This window comes from Pantoea sp. Lu_F5_004 (assembly GCF_051136245.1).
Taxonomy (GTDB): Bacteria; Pseudomonadota; Gammaproteobacteria; order Enterobacterales; family Enterobacteriaceae; genus Pantoea; species Pantoea agglomerans.
The window spans coordinates 1,404,289-1,422,534 of record NZ_CP194946.1 but is presented as its reverse complement, the minus strand read 5'-3'; the positions used below and the strand labels follow the sequence as shown (position 1 = coordinate 1,422,534).

The following is an 18,246-nucleotide window of genomic DNA, read 5'->3' as shown; positions in this document are numbered from 1 at the left end:
AGAGCCTGACCCACCAGGTTCTGAATCATCACGACCACCCGGCGCCACTGCGCGTCACAATCTGACTGGAAGAGGGATTGCATGAATATGATCAAAACCCGTGCCGCTGTTGCCTGGGCTGCTGGCGAACCGCTGAAAATCGAAGAAGTTGATTTAATGCCACCGCAGAAAGGTGAAGTGCTGGTGCGTATCGTCGCGACCGGCGTCTGTCATACCGACGCCTACACCCTGTCCGGCACCGACCCGGAAGGCGTTTTCCCGGCGATTCTTGGCCATGAAGGCGGCGGCATCGTCGAAGCCGTGGGCGAAGGCGTGACCAGCGTTGAAGTGGGTGACCACGTCATTCCGCTCTACACGCCGGAGTGTGGCAAATGTAAATATTGTCTTTCAGGCAAAACCAACCTCTGCCAGGCGATCCGTACCACTCAGGGCAAAGGCCTGATGCCGGATGGCACCACCCGCTTCTTTAAAGATGGCAAACCCATTTTCCACTATATGGGCACCTCAACCTTCTCTGAGTACACGGTAATCCCGGAGATCTCGCTGGCGAAAATCAGTAAAGAAGCGCCGCTGGAAGAGGTTTGTCTGCTGGGCTGTGGCGTGACCACTGGCATGGGCGCGGTGATGAACACCGCCAAAGTAAAAGAAGGCGACACCGTGGCGATTTTCGGTCTCGGCGGCATTGGCCTCTCTGCGGTCATCGGCGCGAAGATGGCGAAAGCGGGCCGCATCATTGCCATCGACCTTAACACCAGCAAATTCGATCTGGCACGCAAACTGGGTGCCACCGATCTGATCAACCCGAAAGATTACGACAAGCCGATTCAGGATGTGATTGTCGAGCTGACCGACGGCGGCGTGGATTTCTCATTTGAATGTATTGGTAACGTCAACGTGATGCGTTCCGCGCTGGAGTGCTGTCACAAAGGCTGGGGCGAGTCCGTGATTATCGGCGTCGCCGGTGCCGGTGAAGAGATCTCCACCCGTCCGTTCCAGCTGGTCACCGGTCGCGTCTGGCGCGGTTCCGCGTTTGGCGGCGTCAAAGGCCGTTCGCAGCTGCCTGGCATTGTGCAGGATTACCTCGACGGTAAATTTGCGCTGAACGACTTCATCACCCACACCATGCCGCTGGAAGAGATCAACGACGCCTTTGATTTGATGCACGAAGGAAAATCGATTCGCTCGGTCGTGCACTTTAACAAGTAATCAGGAGGCGTTATGGCATCCACTCTGGAGCTACTGGAAGAACACCGTATTTTTGGCGGCTGGCAACAGCGCTGGCGTCATCAGTCTTTGCTGCTGAACTGCCCGATGACCTTCAGCATCTATCTGCCCACCCCGCACGGTGATGCGCCGCCGCCGGTGGTCTGGTTTCTGGCCGGGCTGACTTGCAACGATGAGAACTTCACCAGCAAAGCCGGCGCACAGCGGGTTGCAGCGGAACTGGGTCTGGTGCTGATTATGCCGGATACCAGCCCGCGCGGCGAAGGGGTTGCGAATGATGAGGGATACGATCTGGGTCAGGGCGCGGGATTTTATCTCAATGCCACCCAACAGCCCTGGGCCAGCCATTTCCGCATGTTCGATTATCTGAGCAGCGAGTTACCCGCCCTGATTGCGGATAACTTCAAGGTCAGTGAACGTCAGTCGATTATGGGTCACTCCATGGGCGGACACGGCGCGCTGATGCTGGCGCTGCGTCTGGGTAACCGCTTTGCCTCGGCTTCCGCCTTTGCACCAATTGTGAATCCGATGCAGGTACCCTGGGGCCAGAAAGCGTTTCAGGCCTATCTGGGTGACGATCGTGCGGCGTGGCGGGAATATGACAGCTGCCATCTGATGGCGGAGGTGTCGCATCGGCTGCCGATGCTGATTGATCAGGGCGACAGCGATCAGTTCCTGGCCGATCAGCTGCAACCGGAGCGGTTAGAAGACGTCGCGAATGAGGTGGGTTTCCCGCTGACGCTGCGCATTCAGCCGGGTTATGACCATAGCTACTTCTTTATAGCCAGCTTTGTGGAAGATCATCTGCGCTTCCATGCGCAGCATCTGCTGGCGTAAACAATCAGGGCCGCATTCGCGGCCCTGAACTTTTATGCCTGCTCTGCTGGCTAACGCTCTGTCACAGAGCCAGCGTCCTGCCAGCCTGCCCTGTAAAATTCCTTTCTCAGAACAGTGATGCTCAGCGCCCTACCGGACGCCTGCTCAATATCAGACCAGTGCCGGGCCAGTCAGCCCGTCGATCATCACCTGCGGAATACCACGCGAGCAGTGTTCGATACGACCATCGACGCCATACACCTTTGCCAGAGTGGCAGGCGTGATCACCTTATCCGGCTGCCCTTCCGCCACCAGCGCGCCCTGCTTCAGCATCAGCGCATGTTGCGCATGACGCAGTGCAATATTGATGTCATGCACCACTACCACCGTCACGATGTTACGCTGGGCGGTTTCGCGCCGCACCAGATCCATCACGTGAAACTGATAGTTGAGATCCAGCGCGCTCAGCGGTTCATCCAGCAGCAGCAGCGCCGGGCGACGGATTAGTGACTGCGCCAGCCCGACCAGCTGTTTCTGACCGCCGGAGAGCTGATCGAGATATCGCATCGCCAGATGGGCAATGCCCAGCTGCTCCAGCAGATGCATGATTTCCGCTTCGCTGCTGGCGCTGTGCAGACCCCCGGAGGCACGCTGCGCCACGATGATCGACTCCAGCACATGCAGATGTACGCCCGCAGGCAGCGACTGCGGCAGATAAACCACGTTCTTCGCCCGCCGGGCAAACGGCTGGGTCATGAGATCCTCACCGTTGAGCCACATCTCGCCCTGGCCTTTATTCAGACCAGCCAGTGCCCGCAGCAGCGTCGATTTACCACAGCCATTCGGCCCCAGCAGCACGGTGATCTCGCCGCGCGGCAGCGGCGCGATATTAAGATTATCAATGACTTTATTTTTTGGGTACCCGGCACTGAAGCCGCGTAACGTCAGACCCTGTTCCATCATACCGTCCCCCGATGACGCAGAATAATACTCAGGAAGAACGGCACGCCAATCAGTGAGGTGACAATGCCAACCGGGATGATCACACCGGGGAGCAGGTTTTTCGAGGCGACCGACGCCAGCGACAACACCAGCGCGCCGACCAGCGCACTGGCGGGCAGATAGAAACGGTGATCTTCACCAAACATCATGCGGGCGATATGGGGTGCGACCAGGCCAATGAAACCGATCGGGCCGACAAACGCGACCGCCAGGGCAGAGAGGATACTGATGCGCAGTAAGGTCGTCAGGCGCAGACGACGCACATCAATGCCAAAGCTTACCGCGCGGTCTTCGCCCAGACGCAGCGCCGTCAGCTTCCAGCTGCTCATCATGGAAAACGGCACCAGAATGGCCAGCGCCACGCTCAGCACGCCCAGCTTCTCCCATGAGGCGCGCGCCAGGCTGCCCATGGTCCAGAACACCAGGCCCTGCAGGGTATCTTCGCTGGCGATGAACTGCATCATGGATACCAGGGCGTTAAAGGTGAAGACCAGCGCGATACCGAACAGCACCACGCCCGCCGAAGAGACCTGAGTCCAGCGGGTCACGGCATCCAGCATCAGCGCGGCAAACAGGGCAAAGACAAAGGCGTTGGCAGAAATTAACCACTGATCGGGAATGCCGGGAATACCCACGCCGAGGATGATGGCCAGCGCGGCACCAAACGCCGCCGCCGATGAGACACCGAGGGTAAACGGACTGGCCAGCGGGTTATTCAGGATGGTCTGCATTTCTGCGCCCGCCAGACCCAGCGACAGACCCACTACCAGCGCCATCAGCGCATAGGGCAGACGAATGTCCCAGACAATGACGCGCGTACCGGCATCGACGCTCTCGGGGCTGAGCAGCGTATTCCACAGCGTTTCAAGTGAGAGTCCCGCCGGACCCAGCGTGAAGTCGAGGATCAGCGAGGCGAGTATCGCCAGCAGCAGCACGCCAATCCAGATTAAGCGGCGGCGCAGCACCTGATGATAGTTCTGCATGGTGTGGTGAAGCGTCTCTTCCCCCGCCAGCAGCGAAGTTTCGGTAGTCATGTTTGAACCCTGTGTGGCTATCACGTCAGAAAACGCAGCCACAATAGTGCAGGTGATAATAATTATCAATTCGTGAACATAAGCGAGACGTGAAAAAACAGTAAGAAACGGTGTTGCAGGCGGGAGAATGGCACAGGAGCCTGCGCCTTTCGCAAAGACGCAAAACCCGCCATCACTGGCGGGCTCAGAGCGGGCGATTACGCAGGGCTAATCTTTGTGAACCGGAAACTCCATCTCGCTGTACTTCACAAAACGGCTGCCGCGCGTCAGCTTGTAGCCGAACCAGATAATCAGGAACAGCGGAATGCCGATGTAGGTTGCCGCCACGCCGTACCAGTCGATGCTGTCGTTGAGGAATGCCTGGTAGTTCTGACCCAGCGTGATGATCAGGCAGAGCACAAAAGCGAAAATCGGACCCAGCGGGAAGAAGCCGGAACGGTAAGGCAGATCGTTCAGGTCACGTCCCTGGGCCACATAGCCCCGACGGAAGCGATAGTGACTGATGGCAATACCCAGCCAGGCGATAAACCCGGTCATGCCTGAGGTATTCAGCAGCCACAGATAGACTTCCTGATTACCAAATTTTGAGGTCAGGAAGCACAGCCCAGCCACCACGGTGGTGGCCCACAGGGCATTACGTGGAACGCCGCCTTTAGAGAGCTTCGCGAAAATCCGTGGCGCTTTACCTTCGCTGGCCAGGTTATAAAGCATACGCGTTGACGCATACATCCCGGAGTTACCCGCTGACAGCACAGCCGTCAGGATCACCGCATTCATGACGGCGGCGGCAGAGAGCAGACCGGCGTTCTGGAACACCAGGGTGAACGGACTGACGCTGATATCGTCGATATCATTGTGCAGCAACTGCGGATCGGTATATGGCAGGATCAGGCTGATAATCAGGATAGCGAACACATAGAACAGCAGGATACGCCAGAAAATCTGCCGCACAGCGCGCGGAATATTTTTCGCCGGATCTTCAGATTCGCCCGCCGCGATACCGATCAGCTCGGTGCCCTGGAAGGAGAATCCCACAATCATCGCCACCCCAATCATGGCCGCAAAGCCGCCCGCAAACGGCGCGTCGCCCACCTGCCAGTTCTGCCAGCCCGCATGCTCAGCACCGCGCATAATGCCGGTGATCATCAGCACGCCAATGATGATAAAGATAATCACGGTGGCCACTTTAATCAGCGAGAACCAGTATTCCGCCTCGCCAAAGCCTTTGACCGAAATGTAGTTGAGCAGGAACATCAGCCCCAGGAACAGCGCGCTCCAGATCCAGCCAGGCGTGTCGGGGAACCAGTAGTTCATCACCAGCTGGGACGCTACCAGGTCAACCGCGATGGTCACCGCCCAGTTGTACCAGTAGTTCCAGCCGAGTGCGAAACCAAAGCCCTCTTCGACATATTTTGCGCCGTAAGTGGCGAAGGAACCCGATACCGGCATGAACGCAGCCAGTTCGCCGAGGCTGGTCATCAGGAAGTAGACCATCAGGCCGATGAGGATATAGGAGAGCAGTGCTCCGCCGGGGCCAGCCTGAGCGATGGTGGCACCAGAGGCGACAAACAGGCCGGTACCAATGGAGCCGCCGATGGCGATCATCGTCAGGTGACGGGCTTTTAACGCACGTCGTAATGCAGGTTGTTGTGTTGTATTTGAGTCATTATGCATGTGTTAACGCTACGCTGGGTAAAAATGAGGCGCGATTGTAGCAGCCAGATCGCCTCTGTATAGCGAATGCCAACCTGTTATTAGTTAACTTCATGATCGCGCCGGAATTATTAGTAATTACTCGCGACAATAGGAAAAAAACCGCGTCAGTGCTTTGGAAATATGCTTCTGCCGGTGGTGGATGCGATAGAGCGTGCGGATGAGACGCGGCAGCGGAATCGTCAGTTCAACCAGCGTGCCCGCCTCCAGCAGATCGGCAATCACCCGGCGCGAAAGACAGCTGATGCCCATGCCGTGCCGCACCGCATGTTTAATCGCCTCGGAATTGCCCAGCTCCATGCCCAGCTGAAAACTCGGCAGATGCGACAGCAGCAGATAATCGACAATTTCACGGGTGCCGGAGCCGCGTTCGCGCAGGATCCACGGGGCGTCAGCCAGGGTTTGCAGCGTTACCGGCTGTTGCAGAATCGCCGCGTCTGGTGCGGCAAACACCACCAGCTCATCTTCGAGCCAGGGCTCGCTGACCAGCTCGGTCATATGGCACGGCCCTTCAATCAATCCGACATCGACGCGGAAATCGGAAACCGCCTGAATCACATCCTGGCTGTTGCCGACACTCAGCTCCAGCGGCAGGCGGGGAAAATCGCGACGATAAGCGGCCATCATGCCTGGCAGCAGATAGTTACCGATGGTGCTGCTGGCAAAGATGCGGATCGCACCGTTATCCTCTTTAAACAGCTGCTCGATTTCGCCCGCCTGTTCCAGCAGCCCTACTGCACGGGGATAGAGCAGCCGTCCATGCTCATTCAGCACCAGCCGTTTGCCAACCCGGTCAAACAGTTGCACGCCGAGCTGACTCTCCAGATCGGCCAGCGCTGCACTCACTGCGGACTGCGACAGCGCCAGCAGTTGCGAAGCCTGAGTGGTGGAACCGCTCTTAAGCACTTCGGTAAAAACTTCAATTTGTCGCAGCGTAATGTGCATCGTTGCCTCTTAACTCAGTGACTGCCTGACCAGGTAAATGATTAATGCCAGCCAGATCAACCCTATTGCCACCAGCCAGCCTGCAATTTTTTTGCCGCGCGAACGTTGAGACTGTGCCCGCTCGCTGCTGCTGATGCGCACCTCTCGCGGCAGTAAACGCAGCAGGACCATGACGCCCGTCGGAATAATCACCGCGTCATCCAGCAGACCGACAAAGGGGATGACATCAGGAATGAGATCGATCGGGCTGATGCCATAGGCGACCAGCCCCAGCATCCCCAGCTTGTTCCACCAGGGTGTGCGGGGATCGCGGAAGGCAAACCACAGCACAAACACATCTCTTTTGATCAGCGTCGCCCAGCGGCGCAGACGCGAAACTATCATGATTACTGCCTTATCGTTTATTCTGGTTAATTATAAATATATTATCAATTTTACTTTTAAGCCAGTTGCCATCATGATCGGGTCTCAACCAGGAGGAGTGACCATCATGACTGAACTGAGCATCGCTAAACCGCATCATCCCGTTCCGCTCTGGATCCCGGGTCTGCTGCTGACCGCCGTGATTGCCGGGGCAGCCAGCTGGCTGGCGCAGCAGCCGATGATTGCCGCCCTGGGGCTGGGTTCACTGACTCTGGCGATTATGCTGGGCATCCTGGTCGGTAACAGCATCTATTCGCCGCTGGCGTCACGCTGCGACAACGGCGTGCTGCTGGCTAAGCAGAAACTGCTGCGGCTGGGGATCATCCTGTTTGGCTTTCGCATCACTTTACAACAAATTGCTGACGTCGGTTTCAGCGGCATCCTGATAGATGCGCTGACCCTGACCAGCACCTTCCTGATAACCTGCCTGCTGGGCATGCGGCTGCTGAAGCTGGATCGCGATACCGTCTGGCTGATTGGCGCGGGCAGCAGTATCTGCGGTGCTGCGGCGGTACTGGCGACCGAGCCGGTGGTGAAAGCCGCGCCGTCGAAGGTTGCGGTGGCTATCGCGACCGTGGTGCTGTTCGGCACGCTGGCGATCTTTATCTATCCACTGCTGTGGCCACTGGCGCATGAACTGTTCCCGGATCTCAGTGCATCGCAGTTCGGGGTTTTTACCGGCTCAACCATTCATGAAGTGGCGCAGGTGGTGGCCGCCGGACACAGCATCAGCCCGGAAGCTGAGAACAGCGCGGTCATTGCCAAAATGCTGCGGGTAATGATGCTGGCTCCCTTTCTTCTCTGCCTGAGCGCCGTGATACGCGGCAAACGTCAAGGGAGCAACGCACGCCAGGCTGTGACATTTCCCTGGTTCGCCCTGCTGTTTATTGCCGTCGCACTGTTTAACTCGCTACAACTGCTGCCTGCCGCGGTGGTGGCGACGCTGAATCAGCTGGCGGGTCTGCTGCTGGCGATGGCGATGGCGGCGCTGGGATTGACCACCCGTTTTGGGGCGTTGCGTGAGGCCGGCGTTAAACCGCTGCTGCTGGGTGCGCTGGTATTTGGCTGGTTAATTGCGGGCGGCGGTGCAATCAATCTGCTGGTGCAACATTTCATGGGCTAGCGGCATCGGGTATCATGCCGTCTCATCCGTGCACAGCCCCAGGAGAAAGGCATGAAATATATTGGCGCACACGTGAGTGCGGCAGGTGGCGTGGATCAGGCAGTGATCCGCGCCCATGAAATAGAAGCCACCGCCTTCGCGCTCTTTACTAAAAATCAACGTCAGTGGAAGGCTGCCCCGCTCTCGACTGAGGTGATTGATGCTTTTCGCGCCGCCTGCGAGACGTACAAATTCGGTCCGCAGCAAATCCTGCCGCACGACAGTTTCCTGATAAACCTGGGTCATCCGGTTGAAGAGGCGCTGGAGAAATCCCGCGCGGCTTTTATTGATGAGCTGCGACGTGCCGACCAGCTCGGCCTGACTTTGCTGAACTTCCATCCGGGCAGCCATCTGCATCAGATTGATGAGGAGGCCTGTCTGAAGCGGATTGCGGAGTCGATCAACATCGCTCTCGACCAGAGCCAGAACGTCACCGCCGTCATTGAGAATACCGCCGGTCAGGGCAGTAATCTGGGTTTCCGCTTCGAGCATCTCGCCACCATTATTGAGCATGTTGAAGATAAATCGCGTGTCGGCGTCTGTATTGATACCTGCCATGCGTTTGCCGGTGGCTATGATCTGCGTACCGAAGCGGATTGCGAAGCGACCTTCGCCGAATTTGAGCGCATTGTCGGCTTTAACTATCTGCGCGGCATGCACCTTAACGATGCCAAAAGCGCCTTCGACAGTCGCGTTGACCGCCATCACAGCCTGGGTGAAGGCAATATCGGCAAAACAGCGTTTAGCTGGCTGATGAAAGATCCGCGATTTGATGGCATCCCGTTGATTCTGGAAACCATTAATCCTGATATCTGGAAAGATGAGATTGCCTGGCTGAAAGCCAAACAGCAGGGATAGAAAAGGGAGCCAGCTGGCTTAATGCTGCTCAGTTAAGATTAGATTTGTAAAGGCTGTTACGGTCAGACGTGGCAGCTTTTTTTCCGGGCGAGCGAGCCGCAGTGCGGGCCAGCGCACCTCTGCTGCTGCCGGGCCGTCCTCGCGCCGCTCACGCGGTGCCTTCGGCTTTGACGTCGTGCCGACGAACCGTTCGGGGCCCTCCCTGGCCGGCCCCGAACTGTCCACGCTTCCCGGCGTGGACTTCTGGCCCACCGTCACGCCTCAGCGCTGCGGATAGCCCTTTCAGCAGCAGAGGCGCGCTGGCCTCCACTCTCGTGCCCTTTTTAACAGTACGCACCAGAAGCTTCAGAGCAGGCCGGTGGCGATCAGGAGCAGGCAATCCGCAGCGCTGAACAGAATGAGTCTGCCAGGAGAGCCCGCAGGACGCGGGCGAAAGGCGGGGCGGCACAGGATGTGCCATCCCCGGCGGTCCGTCAGGCAGGCGAATGAAGTGAAGGAACCGCGCAGCGGCGCGAGGACCGCCAGCCCCTGAGCGGCACCAGACTGCGTTATCACCTGTCGCTTAACTGGCTGGCATGCTCCCTTTTCGTTTAGAGAGAACGCTGGCTCAGGGAACATACGCCTTCCGTAAAGACGCAAAAAAACGCCATCCCTGGCAGGCGCAGCGCGGGCGATTACGCACCTCATCCCTGAGGTGCGCCCGCAGCCGGGCCAACGCTTTGCGTTGTTCAAAAACGCTCCCGGCTTTTTGTCCATGGCCCGCGATGCTTTACTCCAGACGGTTCCCGTCGCTTTGACTTCGGGAACCGTCTGTAAAAGCAAACAGGGAGCCATCCGGCTCCCTGTTATTTTTACTTCAGCAGATTATGCACTTCTGCACATCAGGCTTTCGCCAGCTGCTCTTCCGGACGTTTCAGTACCGCATAGCTCAGACCTGCAATCGCGGTGCCGATGATGATCGCCATCAGATAGCCGACAACCGGGGTAATTGCGCCAGGGATCAGCAGCACAAACAGTCCACCGTGTGGTGCCATCAGTTTTGCGCCAACCGCCATGGAGATCGCGCCGGTGGTTGCACCGCCAACGATACAGCAAGGCAGGACGCGCATCGGGTCACGGGCGGCAAACGGAATCGCGCCTTCAGAGATAAAGCAGAGACCCAGAACCAGTGCCGCTTTACCGCCTTCCTGCTGACCTTTATTGAATTTACGACGGGCAACCAGCGTCGCCAGACCCATCGCCAGCGGTGGCACCATACCGGCTGCCATGATAGCTGCCATTGGCGCATAGGTCTGCGAACTCAGTAAGCCGACGCCAAACGCGTAAGCCACTTTGTTTACCGGACCGCCCATATCGGTACACATCATGCCGCCCAGAATGGCGCCCAGCAGGACCGCATTCGCCGTTCCCATATTGGCCAGCCAGTGCGTCAGGCCGTTCATGATGCCAGCAACCGGTTTACCCACTACGTAGATCATCAGCAGACCGGTGATCAGACTGGCGAACAGGGGAATAATCAGTATCGGTTTCAGCGCTTCCATACTCTGCGGCAGTTTAACTTTGCCGCTGATCAGCTTCGCCGCATAACCGGCAATAAAGCCCGCGATAATACCGCCTAAGAAACCTGCGTTGATGCTGGTGGCGATCATACCGCCAATCAGCCCCGGCGTAAGACCCGGACGGTCAGCGATGGAGAAAGCGATAAAGCCCGCCAGCACCGGCACCATCAGGGCAAAGGCGCTGCCACCACCAATTTGCATCAGCGCCGCAGCCAGCGTGCCCTGCTCTTTAAACGCCGTGATACCAAAGGCAAACGACAGCGCGATGCTCAGACCACCTGCGACCACCATCGGCAGCATATATGAAACACCGGTCAACAGGTGACGATAAGCCCCTGCTCCGCCTTTCTTCTCTTCTTCACTGGAATTGCTCTGTCCGCCAGCCGCCGCTTTGTACGGCTTCGCTTCTGCTACCGCTTTATCCAGCTCCTGCGCGGTTTTCTTCAGCGCCAGACCGGTTGAGGTACGGTACATCGGCTTACCGGCAAATTTCGCCAGATCGACTTCGATATCAGCTGCGACGATCACCAGATCGGCGGCAGCGACTTCTTCCGGAGTGATCGCGTTACCGGCACCCACTGAACCACGGGTTTCAACTTTCACCCACCAGCCGCGACGGGTCGCTTCAGCCTGAATCGCCTCGGCAGCCATAAAGGTGTGCGCCACGCCGGTCGGACAGGCGGTCACCGCGACAACGCGTTTCTGCGCGCCAGCCTGAGCCGGTGCAGCAGGTGTTGCTACCGCAGCCGGAGCCTGCCAGGTTTTCGCTTCTGCTTTCGCGCGGTTCAGGAAGGTTTCTGGCTCGCGTACTGCCAGCTGGATATCGCCCAGCCAGACCGCTTTGCCGTTCAGCGCCGCATCGTCCGGCACGTTTTTACCCAGCACAATCGCCAGTTCAGCGTCGGCAGGATTATCAGTCAGGGTCAGGCCCGCCGCAGCGGCAGCAGCCGCCAGACGTTGTTGCGCCATATATGCGGAAGCCAGTCCCAGTGTAGGGTCTTTAATCAGCAGCGTTTTCATTATCGCTCTCCTGCTGTCAGTTAACGGGTTGTAAGTCGACGCGCGCCATCATTGCGGCCAACTGAGTACGATCGGAAACGCCAACATTGCTCTGGCTGACGGCCATCGCCGCCACGGCAGTTGCAAGACGCAGCGTGTGTTCGCTGGATTCACGCATCAGCAGGCCATAAATCAGGCCGCCAACCATTGAGTCGCCTGCACCCACGGTACTGACCACTTCGCACACCGGCGGTTTAGCGATCCATTCGCCAGAAGCGTTGACCCACAGAGCGCCTTCTGCGCCCAGCGAAATCACCACATGGGCGATACCCTGCTCGCGCAGTTCATGCGCAGCGCCAATCACATCCTGCAGGGTTGGCAGTTTGCGACCGGCCCAGATTTCCAGCTCACGGCGGTTAGGTTTAACCAGCCACGGTGCAGCCTTCAGTCCTGCCACCAGCGCCTCGCGGCTGCTGTCAAAGATGATGCATGGGCAGTGGGTGCGAAGTTCGGTCATCCAGCGGGTAAAGGCATCGTGGTCGACGCCCTCTGGCAGGCTACCGCTGACGCAGACCATATCGAACTGGCCCAGCCAGGTCAGGGAATCGGTAGTAAAACGATCCCAGTCCTGCGCTGTCACCTGAAAACCGGAGAAATTCAGATCGGTGACGTCACCGGTCTGTTCAGTAAGTTTGACGTTGATACGGGTACGGCCTGGCACGACATGGAAACGGTTGGCTATGCCCAGCTCGCTGAACAACTGCTGGAAACCGTCCTGATTCTCTTTCCCCATGAAGCCACCGACGGTGACATCGATACCCAGATCTTTAAGTACTTTGGCTACGTTGATGCCCTTGCCCGCAGCATGCAGCCCGGTGGTTTTCACCAGGTTAACTTCGCCACGTTCAATTTCAGGGGTATATCCCACCAGGTCATACGCCGGATTCAGCGTAATGGTGGCGACGCGTCTGCTCATGATGCCCCCTCACCCAGACCACTGGTGATCGCTTCTTCAATCGCGTTCAGTGCCTGCTGTGCATCTTCACCGCTGGCGGTGAAGCGCAGGCGATGGCCTTTCTTCACGCCCAGCGCAACCACTTTCATCAGGCTGCGGCCATTAGCGGGTTTGCCGCTGCCGTCGAGATTGGTTACGGTGATGTCGCTGTTGAACTGCTTGATCACGCTGACCAGCGCCGTGCCCGGACGGGCATGCAGGCCGTGTTCGTTGCGAATGGTAAATTCAGCCGTCAGCACGTCAGCCTGCTCATCGACTTCGCTGGTGAGCAGTGCGTAAACGCCTGCAGCATCCGCTTTCAACAGACGATCCGCTTTGCCCTGCTGCAGCAAGGCGCTGAGGTAACCCAGCACTTCCAGCGGACGTTCATCGGTCGCCGAAACGCTGATTAACATCGCAGCCGATTCGCCCTGATGGTCGAAGGCATGTTCAGCGCGGCTGATAGCCACGCCGCTGCGCAGGTTGCCGAGGCTGCTGTCGCTGAGCCAGATGCCCTGACCCAGATTCAGCGGAGTCGTTGAAACCACGTCTGCGACGTAGCTGGCATCCACCACACCAGCGGACTGCAGCCGACCAGCGTTCATCGCCTGGAGGGTGATCAGATCGCTGGCAGCCACGTTGAGCGTGATTAATGAGGTGTCGAAGCTGAATTCAGCGGCTTGTTTCTCGCCCATCAGCAACGCACGAAGATCTTCAGCAGAGGCGGTTTTTAGCTGTTCTGCAATGGTGTCATCGCTCAGCACATGGGTCAGCTGACGCAGCAGCGCCAGATGTTCATCCGACTTAGCGGCAATCCCGATGGCAACATAGGCTGTCTGATCGTCACCCCAGGCGATGCCCTGCGGAAACTGGAATACCTGAACGCCGGTTTTCAGCACCAGATCGCGGGTATCTGTGGTGCCATGAGGGATTGCGATGCCGTTGCCAAGAAAGGTTGAGGTCTGCTGTTCGCGCGCCAGCATCCCGTTGACGTACCCTTCAGTCACATTGCCCGCCGCGGTTAACGCGGCAGCAACCTGACGAATGGCCTCTTCTTTATTCTGGGCGCTGGCTCCGGTATGGATGGCCTGCAATTCGAGCTGGAACATAATTCTCCTCGCTTGCTGAGATTGAATCGTTTCAGCCAGTGGGAAAGTTTTTACGCCATGCTGTGGAAAACAGGTGGCGCAGTCACCGCTGAAACGTTTCAGGGATTGTGGTACAGCCGCTTTCACCAAGCAAGAAAATGCGCAAACGGCGTAGCAGATTTTTGACGTTACGCACATTTCGGGCAGGTTTAGCGGATTAACGGACGAACAGGCTGACGCTGCTGCTGTAAAGTGAGAATGAGTGGACCGAAAAACTTCAGCAGCGTCAGCGCCTCAGGGCGCGAATCGTCGAATAGGCTGTATGCCTGAATATTTTTTTGTATCCGGCCTGTAAAATAACGTTTGTAGCATGCGCATATGCCTGACCTATACATTTACTGAGGGCTGGCATAAACTGAGTCAATACGTTCATCCAGGATGTTACTGATGCCTGCGTTCGGGCCACAAATTTTAAGAGGAGCGTCAAATATGAGAATCGTCTCGGTATTTAAAAATGGCAATAATCGCGCCATCCGCCTGCCTCGCGACATGGATTTTGAGGGGGTGAGCGAGCTGGAAATTATCAGGGAAGGAGATGCTATTATCCTGCGTCCTGTCAGGCCTACATGGCGTTCATTTACCCAGTTTGAAAAAGCTGACTCTGACTTCATGGCACAGCGTGAAGACGTTGTCAGCGATGAGGGACGTTTTGACCTGTGAACAAGACCTATATGCTCGACACTAATATTTGCTCATTTATTATGCGTGAGCAGCCTGAAGAGGTCATCCGGCGACTGGAACAGGCGGTGCTGCGCAACCACCGGATTGTGGTATCTGCAATTACTTATGCTGAAATGCGTTTCGGTGCAATCGGAAAGAAAGCTTCACCACGGCATATACAATTGGTGGATGCATTCTGCGCACGTCTTGATGCTGTGCTTTCATGGGATCGCGCAGCGGTAGATGCAACTACTGAAATCAAAGCGGCGCTGGCTGCTGCCGGAACGCCCATTGGTCCCAACGACACCGCGATTGCCGGGCATGCCATTGCGGCCAGAGCTATTCTGGTGACCAATAACACACGCGAGTTTGAACGGGTACCCGGATTGCAGCTGGAAGACTGGGTCAGCTAACCGCTGACGCTGGATTAAATCTAAGCAGTGGGAGGGTTCTCAGGCACGTGTGCTGGCTTCAAGCTCAATCAGGTAGGTCATGGCTGAGGTACGGTCTGTAAGACACATATCAACTGAAGGTTGCAGACTTCCGCATACTTTCGGCCTTAAATCTGAACCGAAAATCATGCACAAATTTTCATCCGATAACTGAATGCATCGGACATTCGCGGGTTTACCCTGCGGCATCCCGGGGATGGGGCTGGAGATTGACGGTGCGATGCAGCAGGCTCCACAATCAATACGACACTGCATTAACACCTCTCGCGCGACCTTCAGAATACAACAGACGGTAACAGAACCTCAGAGGGAGCGACACCACACCCTTCAGCTCTTAACTTCCTGCTTAAATCGTTCACTGTCACCCATGTCAGAAATCGGTGAAGAGATAGAGGGCGATGTGCAACAGGCAACGCCCTGGCTACGGCATTGCATGCTGTGCTCCGGCAGAGAAAGTCGGGGCGACAATAGCAGTCCGGGGCGGCAATTGCCATGAAAGCCGCGGCCTGAGACAAAATTTCACGCCGGTGATATTGCCAGTTTTCACCGGCGCGAGTAACGTTGCGCGCACTTCACTCTCAAGATAGCGAGAACAGCAATGCCAAAAGCCAATGAAATCAAAAAAGGGATGGCCGTCACGCACAACGGTAAACTGCTGCTGGTTAAAGATATTGATGTCCAGAGCCCCAGCGCACGCGGTGCCGCCACCCTGTATAAAATGCGCTTTACCGATGTCCGCACCGGTTTAAAAGTGGAAGAGCGCTTCAAAGGCGACGAGATTATTGATGCGATTTCGCTCAGCCGTCGCAGCGTGACCTTCTCTTATATAGATGGTGACGAATATATTTTTATGGATGATGAGGATTACACCCCCTACTCCTTTAAACAGGAGCAGATTGAAGAAGAGCTGCTGTTTATCCCCGAAGGCGGCATCCCTGGCATTCACGTGCTGACGATGGAAGGTCAGGTGCTGGCGCTGGAACTGCCACAAACCGTGGATATGGAGATCGTGGATACTTCACCAGGCATTAAAGGTGCTTCCGCCAGCGCCCGCACCAAACCCGCCGGTATGAGTACAGGCCTCTCGATCCAGGTACCGGAATACCTCAGCAACGGTGACCGCATTCGCATCCACATTGCTGAACGCCGCTATATGGGCCGTGCAGACTAAATCAGAAGCCTGCTGCTGATCGTGATAGTGTTATATTATTACATTATCACGTTATCCCCCGGCAGGAGTCACTCCCATGACACGCGTTAATCTGATTACCGGTTTTTTGGGCAGCGGCAAAACCACGCTGCTCTGCCATCTGCTGGCTGCCAGGCCGTCCGGGGAAAACTGGGCGGTGCTGGTTAATGAATTTGGCGAGATCGGGATCGACGGCGCCCTGCTGGCCGATCGTGGTGCCACGCTGAAAGAGATCCCCGGCGGCTGCCTGTGCTGTGTGAATGGCCTGCCGATGCAGGTCGGGCTGAATATGCTGCTGAAGAGTAAACCCGATCGGCTGCTGATCGAGCCAACCGGCCTGGGCCATCCTCGTCAGGTGCTGGAGATGTTGAGTGCGCCCGTCTATCAGTCGTGGCTGCAACTGAATGCCACACTAACGCTGCTGGATGCGCGTCAGCTGGCCGATCCTCGTATCGTTGCCAATGAAAACTTCCGCGATCAGCTGGCTTCCGCCGACCTTATTATCGCTAATAAGCGCGATTGCTGGGATCAGGCGGATCGTCAGCGCCTGGCTGACTGGCAGCAGCAGATGCAGCCTGCGCGCCCTCTGATCGAGACAGAATTTGGTCAGATCCCCCTTTCTCTGCTGGATACACCCCGGCAGCCGCGCGAGCTTCCCGTGCCGCAGCATCATCATTCGTCGGTTCCCACCAGCGGTCTGGCGGCGTTGCGACTGAATGGCGATACGCGCTGGCGTCGGGCACTGAACCACGGCCAGAGCTATAGCGCCTGCGGCTGGCTGTTTGATGCTGATACGCTGTTCGACAGCGGCGCGCTGCTTGAATGGGTTCGGCAGGCGCCGGTAGATCGCGTTAAAGGGGTGATGCGCACGACAGAAGGCGCCCTGCGTATCAATCGCCAGGCAAATGAGCTGCAGAGTGAAACACTCCCCTCACCGCCATCCGATAGCCGCATTGAGATCATTCATTCTCAACAGGCTGACTGGAATCGTCTACAATCGGCATTGTTGAAGTGCCGTTTACGCTGACAGAGGTATTGTCGGCGGTTATTTTTAATAATAATGAGTTTAATTATGCGCGTAACTCGCCTTATTACTATCCTGCTGCTTAATGCACTGGGCGTGGTGCTATTTCTGTCATGGTATCTGCCCCCGGAACATGGCTTCTGGTTCGGCGTCGATAAATCTATTTTCTTTGGCTTCAATAGCCAGATGGTGACCCATCCGCTGTTCGCGCTGATCGTCGCTATCACGAATTACCGTGGTTTTGATGCGGTGTCATTGCTGGCGATGGGTCTGCTTTACCTGTCGATCTGGCGGCGCGAAACGCCTCAGGCGCAGCGCCGGATGCTGGCAATCGGCATCACCATGCTGCTGACCGCCGTCGTTCTCAATCAGCTGGGCCATCTGTTGCCGGTTAAACACTCCAGTCCGACACTGTTCTTCGAGAACGTGCATCGCGTCAGTGAACTGACCGGTATTCCCGCAAAAGATGCTTCGAAAGATAGCTTCCCCGGCGACCACGGTATGATGCTGATCATTTTCGCCTGCTTTATCTGGCGTTATTTTGGTTTCAGCCGCTTTTTAATTGCCGCGGCTATTGTGGTGATATTTTCACTGCCACGCATCATGGCCGGTGCGCACTGGTTTACCGATGTTGCCGTCGGTTCAATGTCAGTGGTATTAGTCGGTCTGAGCTGGTGGCTATTAACGCCAGCCAGTGACGTCCTGGTTAACTGGTTTTATCGCAAATTGCCGGGGAAATATAAGCCCGTGACGTAAATGTTAAGCGCGGACGATTTAAACCCCTGGTTTGAACCGCCCGCGCTTATTAAAAACACCCCATCACTATTAGCCTGCTAATTAAATTTACGAAAAGAAAAGGTTATGACCCTGCAGGCAGGTTAATTAGTCACCAATATTCTCTGTCAATAAAGAAAACTCTAAAAACAGCGTCTATGCCCCGAATTAGCCCCCCTTTAACTCCCTGTTCTCACCATCATTTGACCACAATTGTAGCTAAAGTAGTCAGTGTGTTACGGTTTGATTTCACATCAAAAAAACCTATAT

At 56.6% G+C, this 18,246-nt stretch carries 18 protein-coding genes; 9 read left to right on the top strand and 9 right to left on the bottom strand.

Annotated features, from left to right (window positions below):
• Window positions 1-81: 81 nt before the first annotated feature.
• Together ACR8BN_RS06620 and fghA are read left to right on the top strand one after the other, a co-directional pair.
• Complete coding sequence (locus ACR8BN_RS06620; protein ID WP_010248270.1) at window positions 82-1,206, top strand: S-(hydroxymethyl)glutathione dehydrogenase/class III alcohol dehydrogenase; 1,125 nt, start codon at window positions 82-84, stop codon at window positions 1,204-1,206.
• A gap of 12 nt (window positions 1,207-1,218) precedes the next feature.
• Entirely contained in the window at window positions 1,219-2,061 is an 843-nt protein-coding gene (fghA, locus tag ACR8BN_RS06615; protein ID WP_434747434.1) for an S-formylglutathione hydrolase, read from the top strand.
• 150 nt (window positions 2,062-2,211) lie between these two features.
• On the opposite strand, the gene ACR8BN_RS06610 is transcribed toward fghA, so the two are convergent.
• The 5 genes from ACR8BN_RS06610 to ACR8BN_RS06590 form a co-directional block, all read right to left on the bottom strand.
• Window positions 2,212-3,000 (bottom strand): ABC transporter ATP-binding protein, encoded by a 789-nt coding sequence (locus tag ACR8BN_RS06610; protein ID WP_039389364.1) that lies wholly within the window; start codon window positions 2,998-3,000, stop codon window positions 2,212-2,214.
• Entirely contained in the window at window positions 3,000-4,076 is a 1,077-nt protein-coding gene (locus ACR8BN_RS06605) for a FecCD family ABC transporter permease (RefSeq protein WP_010248280.1), read from the bottom strand. The genes ACR8BN_RS06610 and ACR8BN_RS06605 overlap by 1 nt, the downstream gene beginning before the upstream one ends.
• A 207-nt stretch (window positions 4,077-4,283) precedes the next feature.
• Window positions 4,284-5,750: an amino acid permease gene (locus ACR8BN_RS06600; RefSeq protein ID WP_010671005.1), complete on the bottom strand. Its 1,467-nt coding sequence runs from the start codon at window positions 5,748-5,750 to the stop codon at window positions 4,284-4,286.
• A gap of 117 nt (window positions 5,751-5,867) precedes the next feature.
• A complete protein-coding gene (gene yieE, locus ACR8BN_RS06595) occupies window positions 5,868-6,734 on the bottom strand; it encodes a DNA-binding transcriptional regulator YeiE (protein ID WP_010248285.1) in 867 nt (288 codons plus the stop codon).
• Between the two features lie 9 nt (window positions 6,735-6,743).
• Window positions 6,744-7,118, bottom strand: coding sequence for a YkvA family protein (locus ACR8BN_RS06590; RefSeq protein WP_064703740.1), 375 nt, complete (start codon window positions 7,116-7,118; stop codon window positions 6,744-6,746).
• A 106-nt stretch (window positions 7,119-7,224) separates the two neighbouring features.
• Here ACR8BN_RS06590 and ACR8BN_RS06585 point away from each other — a divergent pair, with 106 nt between their 5' ends.
• Together ACR8BN_RS06585 and nfo are read left to right on the top strand one after the other, a co-directional pair.
• Window positions 7,225-8,280, top strand: coding sequence for a YeiH family protein (locus ACR8BN_RS06585; protein WP_064703792.1), 1,056 nt, complete (start codon window positions 7,225-7,227; stop codon window positions 8,278-8,280).
• 51 nt (window positions 8,281-8,331) lie between these two features.
• On the top strand, window positions 8,332-9,177 hold the full coding sequence (nfo, locus tag ACR8BN_RS06580) for a deoxyribonuclease IV (RefSeq protein ID WP_434747433.1): 846 nt from the start codon (window positions 8,332-8,334) through the stop codon (window positions 9,175-9,177).
• 881 nt (window positions 9,178-10,058) lie between these two features.
• Here the strand turns inward: nfo and fruA are convergent.
• Genes fruA through fruB form a run of 3 tightly spaced genes read right to left on the bottom strand, consistent with a single transcriptional unit; the run spans window position 10,059 to window position 13,838 of the window.
• Window positions 10,059-11,756 carry a PTS fructose transporter subunit IIBC gene (gene fruA, locus ACR8BN_RS06575; protein ID WP_031593342.1) on the bottom strand — a complete coding sequence of 566 codons (1,698 nt, stop codon included), beginning with the start codon at window positions 11,754-11,756 and terminating at the stop codon, window positions 10,059-10,061.
• Window positions 11,757-11,772: 16 nt separating this feature from the next.
• Complete coding sequence (gene fruK, locus ACR8BN_RS06570) at window positions 11,773-12,711, bottom strand: 1-phosphofructokinase (protein ID WP_010248301.1); 939 nt, start codon at window positions 12,709-12,711, stop codon at window positions 11,773-11,775.
• Window positions 12,708-13,838 (bottom strand): fused PTS fructose transporter subunit IIA/HPr protein, encoded by a 1,131-nt coding sequence (gene fruB / locus ACR8BN_RS06565; protein WP_033758445.1) that lies wholly within the window; start codon window positions 13,836-13,838, stop codon window positions 12,708-12,710. The genes fruK and fruB overlap by 4 nt, the downstream gene beginning before the upstream one ends.
• Window positions 13,839-14,306: 468 nt before the next feature.
• Here fruB and vapB point away from each other — a divergent pair, with 468 nt between their 5' ends.
• Complete coding sequence (vapB, locus tag ACR8BN_RS06560) at window positions 14,307-14,537, top strand: type II toxin-antitoxin system VapB family antitoxin (RefSeq protein WP_109650817.1); 231 nt, start codon at window positions 14,307-14,309, stop codon at window positions 14,535-14,537.
• Window positions 14,534-14,950: a type II toxin-antitoxin system VapC family toxin gene (locus tag ACR8BN_RS06555; RefSeq protein ID WP_109650819.1), complete on the top strand. Its 417-nt coding sequence runs from the start codon at window positions 14,534-14,536 to the stop codon at window positions 14,948-14,950. The genes vapB and ACR8BN_RS06555 overlap by 4 nt, the downstream gene beginning before the upstream one ends.
• A 39-nt stretch (window positions 14,951-14,989) precedes the next feature.
• Here ACR8BN_RS06555 and ACR8BN_RS06550 read toward each other — a convergent pair whose 3' ends face one another.
• The gene (locus ACR8BN_RS06550; RefSeq protein WP_031292689.1) at window positions 14,990-15,244 is read right to left on the bottom strand and encodes a YkgJ family cysteine cluster protein; all 255 of its coding nucleotides are present in this window, start codon (window positions 15,242-15,244) and stop codon (window positions 14,990-14,992) included.
• 343 nt (window positions 15,245-15,587) lie between these two features.
• On the opposite strand from ACR8BN_RS06550, the gene yeiP reads away from it, so the two are divergent.
• The 3 genes from yeiP (at window position 15,588) to ACR8BN_RS06535 (ending at window position 17,958) form a co-directional block, all read left to right on the top strand.
• Window positions 15,588-16,160, top strand: a complete 573-nt coding sequence (gene yeiP, locus ACR8BN_RS06545) for an elongation factor P-like protein YeiP (RefSeq protein ID WP_003854146.1) — start codon at window positions 15,588-15,590, stop codon at window positions 16,158-16,160.
• A gap of 76 nt (window positions 16,161-16,236) precedes the next feature.
• Window positions 16,237-17,205, top strand: a complete 969-nt coding sequence (locus tag ACR8BN_RS06540; RefSeq protein WP_434747432.1) for a CobW family GTP-binding protein — start codon at window positions 16,237-16,239, stop codon at window positions 17,203-17,205.
• Window positions 17,206-17,250: 45 nt separating this feature from the next.
• Window positions 17,251-17,958 carry a phosphatase PAP2 family protein gene (locus tag ACR8BN_RS06535; protein ID WP_039388572.1) on the top strand — a complete coding sequence of 236 codons (708 nt, stop codon included), beginning with the start codon at window positions 17,251-17,253 and terminating at the stop codon, window positions 17,956-17,958.
• Window positions 17,959-18,246 lie beyond the last annotated feature (288 nt).

What these genes read in the sequence shown, in the direction of transcription:
- ACR8BN_RS06620 (WP_010248270.1), top strand. Translation starts at nt 82, where the DNA reads ATGAATATGATCAAAACCCGTGCCGCTGTTGCCTGGGCTGCTGGCGAA.
- fghA (WP_434747434.1), top strand. Translation starts at nt 1,219, where the DNA reads ATGGCATCCACTCTGGAGCTACTGGAAGAACACCGTATTTTTGGCGGC.
- ACR8BN_RS06610 (WP_039389364.1), bottom strand. Translation starts at nt 3,000, where the DNA reads ATGGAACAGGGTCTGACGTTACGCGGCTTCAGTGCCGGGTACCCAAAA.
- ACR8BN_RS06605 (WP_010248280.1), bottom strand. Translation starts at nt 4,076, where the DNA reads ATGACTACCGAAACTTCGCTGCTGGCGGGGGAAGAGACGCTTCACCAC.
- ACR8BN_RS06600 (WP_010671005.1), bottom strand. Translation starts at nt 5,750, where the DNA reads ATGCATAATGACTCAAATACAACACAACAACCTGCATTACGACGTGCG.
- yieE (WP_010248285.1), bottom strand. Translation starts at nt 6,734, where the DNA reads ATGCACATTACGCTGCGACAAATTGAAGTTTTTACCGAAGTGCTTAAG.
- ACR8BN_RS06590 (WP_064703740.1), bottom strand. Translation starts at nt 7,118, where the DNA reads ATGATAGTTTCGCGTCTGCGCCGCTGGGCGACGCTGATCAAAAGAGAT.
- ACR8BN_RS06585 (WP_064703792.1), top strand. Translation starts at nt 7,225, where the DNA reads ATGACTGAACTGAGCATCGCTAAACCGCATCATCCCGTTCCGCTCTGG.
- nfo (WP_434747433.1), top strand. Translation starts at nt 8,332, where the DNA reads ATGAAATATATTGGCGCACACGTGAGTGCGGCAGGTGGCGTGGATCAG.
- fruA (WP_031593342.1), bottom strand. Translation starts at nt 11,756, where the DNA reads ATGAAAACGCTGCTGATTAAAGACCCTACACTGGGACTGGCTTCCGCA.
- fruK (WP_010248301.1), bottom strand. Translation starts at nt 12,711, where the DNA reads ATGAGCAGACGCGTCGCCACCATTACGCTGAATCCGGCGTATGACCTG.
- fruB (WP_033758445.1), bottom strand. Translation starts at nt 13,838, where the DNA reads ATGTTCCAGCTCGAATTGCAGGCCATCCATACCGGAGCCAGCGCCCAG.
- vapB (WP_109650817.1), top strand. Translation starts at nt 14,307, where the DNA reads ATGAGAATCGTCTCGGTATTTAAAAATGGCAATAATCGCGCCATCCGC.
- ACR8BN_RS06550 (WP_031292689.1), bottom strand. Translation starts at nt 15,244, where the DNA reads ATGCAGTGTCGTATTGATTGTGGAGCCTGCTGCATCGCACCGTCAATC.
- yeiP (WP_003854146.1), top strand. Translation starts at nt 15,588, where the DNA reads ATGCCAAAAGCCAATGAAATCAAAAAAGGGATGGCCGTCACGCACAAC.
- ACR8BN_RS06540 (WP_434747432.1), top strand. Translation starts at nt 16,237, where the DNA reads ATGACACGCGTTAATCTGATTACCGGTTTTTTGGGCAGCGGCAAAACC.
- ACR8BN_RS06535 (WP_039388572.1), top strand. Translation starts at nt 17,251, where the DNA reads ATGCGCGTAACTCGCCTTATTACTATCCTGCTGCTTAATGCACTGGGC.